Source organism: Corallococcus sp. CA047B, assembly GCF_003612065.1.
GTDB lineage: Bacteria > Myxococcota > Myxococcia > Myxococcales > Myxococcaceae > Corallococcus > Corallococcus praedator.
Genome location: NZ_RAWD01000485.1, coordinates 1 through 5,097, shown reverse-complemented (window position 1 = coordinate 5,097; position 5,097 = coordinate 1). Strand labels below are relative to the sequence as shown.

The 5,097-nt window shown below is 73.7% G+C and carries 4 protein-coding genes; all 4 read right to left on the bottom strand.

The genetic code is table 11. The annotated features are described in order from the left end of the window. The coding region (locus D7X74_RS39475; protein ID WP_147446858.1) for a DUF4388 domain-containing protein at positions 1 to 781 on the bottom strand (781 nt) is incomplete at its 3' end. 55 nt (positions 782 to 836) lie between these two features. Next, the gene (locus D7X74_RS39470) at positions 837 to 1,649 is read right to left on the bottom strand and encodes a hypothetical protein (protein WP_233602449.1); all 813 of its coding nucleotides are present in this window, start codon (positions 1,647 to 1,649) and stop codon (positions 837 to 839) included. 53 nt (positions 1,650 to 1,702) lie between these two features. Next, entirely contained in the window at positions 1,703 to 2,908 is a 1,206-nt protein-coding gene (gene hemW, locus D7X74_RS39465) for a radical SAM family heme chaperone HemW (RefSeq protein WP_120538100.1), read from the bottom strand. Between the two features lie 13 nt (positions 2,909 to 2,921). Beyond that, a partial coding sequence (locus D7X74_RS39460; RefSeq protein ID WP_120538099.1) for a plectin 1 isoform 8 occupies positions 2,922 to 5,097 on the bottom strand: 2,176 nt, incomplete at its 5' end.

Genomic DNA, 5,097 nt, shown 5'->3' with positions numbered 1-5,097 from the left:
GCGCGGGGGCGGCCACGGGCGGGGCCTTCGCGGCGACCTCCGCGGCCCGCTGATCCACGTCCTCCACGAAGCCCGCCACGCCCAGCAGGCACAGGGCGTAGAGGCGGCGCAGCACGGACTCCATGTCGAAGCCGGTGCGCTCCAGCAGCTCGTTGAAGGTGGGCCGCTGGCGCAGGGCCTGGAAGAGGCGCGCGTCCTTGGATGACAGCTTGGGCGCGGACTCCACGCCGGGCATCTGCCCGAAGCGCCGGTCGTCGGTGAAGGTGAAGTGCGTGGCGACGGCGTCGAAGGGAAGCTGGGTGGAGACGCCGGTGAGGATGAGCTGCGCGCTGTTGGCGCGCACCGTGGCGTCCGGCGCCTCCACGTCCGAGATGAGCCGGTAGCGCGCGTCCGTCCAGCGGAAGCAGTCCAGCAGCTTGTGCGCCAGGTTCGCCTGCAGTTGCTTGTAGAGGTCGAAGGGGCTGATGAGCGCCTTCTGCACGAGCAGCGCGCCCATCTGCAGGCCGGAGGACACGCTCTCCGCCAGGGCCTTCTGGTAGTCGGCTTCCGCCAGGCGGCCCTTCTCCACCAGGTACTTGCCCAGCGTCTCGTGCAGGAGGTTGGAGTGGCACGCCACCGGCGCGCCGTCCTCGAAGGTGATGCGCTTCTCGCGCTGGCGCACCTTCAGCTCCAGCGTGCAGGTGCGCTCCTCCACCATCAGCGCGTGCAAGAGCAGCGGGAAGGGCGTATCCGCCAGCATTCCCTCCCGCTGGCGCAGCACCTGGGACGGCGGAGGGAACATGCTCAGGAGCCTGGGCCTCGGGTCGGGCGAAGGGCCCGGCGCGGGCTTGTGCGGACTACTCCGCGTCGTCCCCGCCCGGGTCATCCGCAGCGTAGGGCTCATCATAGCCGTAGCGCGGCGCCACGTCGTGCAGGGGCAGTTGGCGGGTCACGTAGGCCCCCACGCCCATCATCACCAGCGCCACGGCGGCGTACGTCAGCGGGCGGGACGGGCGCGCCCGGTAGGCCCACCAGCGGTCGCGGCGGCGCTGGAAGCGGGGCGCCACGGTGTACTCGCGCCAGGCGGCGTCGCGCATCGCCTTCGCCTCCGCCACGAGGCCTTCCTTCGCCAGCACGCGCGACAGCAGCACGCGGCCCTCCACCGAGCCCTGACGCACCTGGAGGAAGCGCTCCAGGGCCTCGCGCGCGCCCTTGAGGTCGCCGTGCTGGAGGCGGAAGCGGCCGCGCTCCAGGTCGATGGCGCCCTGGCGGTAGTCGGCGTCCAGGCGGGCGGCCTCGTCGAGCAGCAGCTCGCCCTTGGGCGCTTCGCCCGCGCCCAGGTAGGCCACGCCCAGCAGGAAGAGCGTGTCCACGTCGTCGTCGCCCGCGTCCAGGTTGGGGCGCAGCAGGTCCACCGCTTCCTGGTAGCGCTTCTGGCCCAGGCGGATGTCGGCCAGCTCCGCGCGGGCGCGGCGGTCGTGGGTATTGGTGAGGATGGTGCCGGCCAGTTGTCCGGCGCGCTGCCACTTCTTCAGGGCGCGCACCGGGCTGGGCAGCACCTGGAGCGTGAAGCGGTCCGCCGCGAAGAGCAGCACGGCCAGCAGGGCCAGGGACATGAGCGGGCTGCCCGTCAGCAGCGTGAGGCCCATCCACAACAACCACTTGGTCAGCACGGTCGAACGTCCTTCCTCAATCCGTCGCTCCCGCTTCCCAGCGGTCGCCCTTAGAGCAGCCGCGCACAGATGGCGCTGTGCACGTCCGCGCCCCGCTCCGTCAGGGCCAGCCTGGGCCCGTTGCGCGTGGCGAAGCCATGGGCCACCAGCCGCTCGACTTCCGCGCGCCGGGACTCCACGGGCTGGCCGTATCGCTCACACACGGCCTCCCAGTCCACCCCCGACACCAGGCGCAGGCCCATGCTCAGTCGCTCGGCGAAGAGTTCCTCCGGGCCCAGGTCCTCGCGGCTCGCCTCCGGCACCCGGCCCTCCTCCACCGCGCGCAGGTACGCCTCCGGGCTGCGCAGGTTGACGTAGCGGTGGGCCTGGGGCGACAGCAGCATCCCCGTGGCCCCCACGCCCAGCGCCAGGTACTCGCCGCCGGTCCAGTACAGCGCGTTGTGCCGGGAGCTGAGGCCGGGGCGCGCGTGGTTGGACACCTCGTAGCGGGCAAGGCCGTGGGCGCCGTACACGTCGCGCACCGTGCGGGCCATGGCCACCACGTCGTCGTCCTCCGGCAGCGAGAGCTCCCCGCGCGCCAGTTGCTTGGACAGCGGCGTGTCCTCCGCCAGCACCTCGCGCTCCACCGTGAGCGCGTAGGTGGACAGGTGCTCCGGCTGGAGCGCCACCGCCCTGAGCGCGTCCGCCTCCACCTGCTCGCGCGTCTGGCCGTGCACGCCGTAGATGAAGTCCAACGCCACCACCGGGAAGCCCGCCTCGCGCGCCGCCGCCACCGCGCCCTCCACCATGGCGGCGTCGTGCGCGCGGCCCAGCGCCTTCAGCGTCTGCGGCTGGAAGGACTGCACGCCCAGCGACAACCGGTTGATGCCCGCGGCGCGGTAGCCGGCGAAGCGCTCCGCGTCCGCGCGCTCCGGGTTGCCCTCCAGCGACACCTCCAGGCCCGGTGCCAGGGACATGCGCGCGGCGATGCCCTCCAGCACCCGCGCCACGTAGCGCGGGTGCCACAGGGACGGCGTGCCCCCGCCCAGGAAGAGCGACTCCAGCGGCTTGGTGCGCAACGCCGGGTCGGCGGACAGGCGTGCGTCCAGCTCCGCCAGCACCGCGTTCGCGTACCGCTCCTCCGGCACCTGGCGCGCCACCGCCACCGCGAAGTCGCAGTAGGGGCACTTGGCCAGACAGTACGGGAAGTGCAGGTACAGCCCGAAGCGGGCCGCCTGCATCCCCGTCAGCGGATCCGTGGGCGCGGCGAAGGACATGGAGGTGGAACCTCTACTTCAGGGCCTTCAATTGCGCTTCCAGCCTCGCCACCTTCGCCTTGGCGCTGGCGGCCGATTCGAGCGCCGCCTCGGCCGCCATCAGCTTGCGCTTCATGGAGGCGATGTCCGCCTTGAGCTGCTCGCGCTCCTGCGCCCATTCGGCGGGCGCGTCCGAGGCGCCCGCCGCAGGAGCCTCCTCGAGCTGGGCTTCAAGCAGTTGCCGGGCCGCCTGCTCCGCCTGCAACGCGGCCTGGGCCTGCGCGAGCTGGGCCTCCAGCGAGGCCCGCTCCGTCTGCTGCGCGCCCCCGGCCTGGGCCTGCGCGGCGTTGGCCTGCGCGAGCTTCGCATCCAATGCGGCCTTCGCGGCCTGCTCCGCCTGCAGCGCGGCGTTGGCCTGCGCGAGCTTCGCGTCCAGGTCCTTCACCCGGGCCGCCTGCGTTTCGGCGACGCGGCGCTTGGACTCGGAGGCTTCCAGGGCGCCTTCCACCATCTTCACGCGCTGCTGGAGCCGGTCCACCTTGTCCGCTTCCGCGCGGGCCGCCTCCAACTGCTCGGTGAGGGCGGTCAGCTCCTCGCGCTGTCCGCCCTGCCCCGCCGCCAGCGCATCCACGCGGGCCTCGGCCTCCGCGGCGTTCACCCGGGCGTCCGCGGCCTCGGCTTCCACCGCTTCACGCCGGGCCCGCTCCAGCGCCAGTTCCTCCTGCGCCTTCGCGACCTGGGCCTGCAGGCGCTGCAGCTCCGCGTCGCGCTGGCCCACGGCCGTTTCCAGCATGGACACGCGCGCGGAGAAGCCGACGCGCTCCGCCTGGGTGGTGGCCAGCTTGCGATCCAACGCGGCGAGCTGCTGCTGATGGGCTTCGTCACCGGCCTGCGCGGCCGTCATCCGCGCCGTCAGCTCCGCCACCTTCGCCTCGGCGGCCTGCACCCGGGCTTCAGCGTCGTGGACCCGCGCCTCGGCGTCGTGCACCGCCTCGCCGAGCGCCGCCGCGTCCGACTCCATCCGGTCGCGCAGCGAGACCTGTTCGACCTCGGCCGCCTCCAGCACCTCGCGGAGCGAGGCCAGGTCCGACTCGGCCATCCGCACGCGGACTTCCGCGGCCTCCACCTCCGCGCGCGACCCTTCCTTCGCCTGGGCCAGCTCCGCTTCCAGCGCGCGGACGCGCGCCTGCGCCTGGCCTGCCTCTCCGGCACGGCCTTCCAGGGCGCTTCTGAGCGAGGGCAGCTCCGCGGCCTCCGCCGTGCGCGCGGTGAGCGCGGCGCGCAGTCCCACCGCGTCCGCGTCCTTCAGCGCGAGCGTCCGCTCCAGCTCCGTCACGTGCGTCTGGAGCGAGCGCAGTCCGTCCTCCACCACCGCGAGCTGCCGGCGCGCGGCGTCCCGCTCGCCCTCCAGCAGCTTCGCGTGGTTGTGCGCCTCCTCCAACGAGCTGCGCGACCAGTCGCTCTCGCTCTCCAGCGTGCCCAGCGAGCCCTGCGCCTCCGCGAGCGCCGCCTCCAACTGGCTGCCCCGCAGGGTCAGCGCGTCGCGCTCGGCGGTGAGCGCCTGGACCTCCGCGGTCAGCCGCTCCACGTCCCCGAGGACCGACTGGTACTGCTCCTGGACGGCCTCCAGCGCGCCCTGCGCCTCCGACTTGCCGGCGGCCAGCTCCGCCACCCGGTCCTGCGCGAGCCCCAGCGCCTCCTTGGCGCCGACCAGCTCCTCCGCCATCGACCCGCGCGATTCGCGTTCGACCTGGAGCTCCTCCGTCAGCCGGGGGACCTCCGATTCCACCTCCGCCAGCGCGCGCGTGAGGTCCCGGCGGTCCGCTTCCGACGCGGCCAGCTCCGCCTCCAGCGCGGCGATCTTCGCCTGGGCCAGCTGCGCGCGCTGCTCGTCCTGGGCGCTCCGGGCCGGCGCTCCCGCCGCGCCCGCGTCCTTCTTCGCCTTCTCCAGCGCCGCGCGCAGGGGGGCCAGCTCCGCCTCGCGCTCCGCGTACAACGCGCGCGCCCGGGCCAGCGTCTCCGTCTTCTGCTTCAGGATGCCCCGGAAGAACTCCAGCTTGTCCTCGGGCGAGCCGCCCATGGGCAACCGGGGCTCGGCGGGCTCCGCGAACGGGTCTCCCTTGCCGGGACTGCGCGCCGCGGCGGCCGGGGACAGCGGGGCGGTCGTGGGCAACCCTCCACCGCCGATGGGCGCGGGGGTGGCCGGGACT

What these genes read in the sequence shown, in the direction of transcription:
- hemW (WP_120538100.1), bottom strand. Translation starts at nt 2,908, where the DNA reads ATGTCCTTCGCCGCGCCCACGGATCCGCTGACGGGGATGCAGGCGGCC.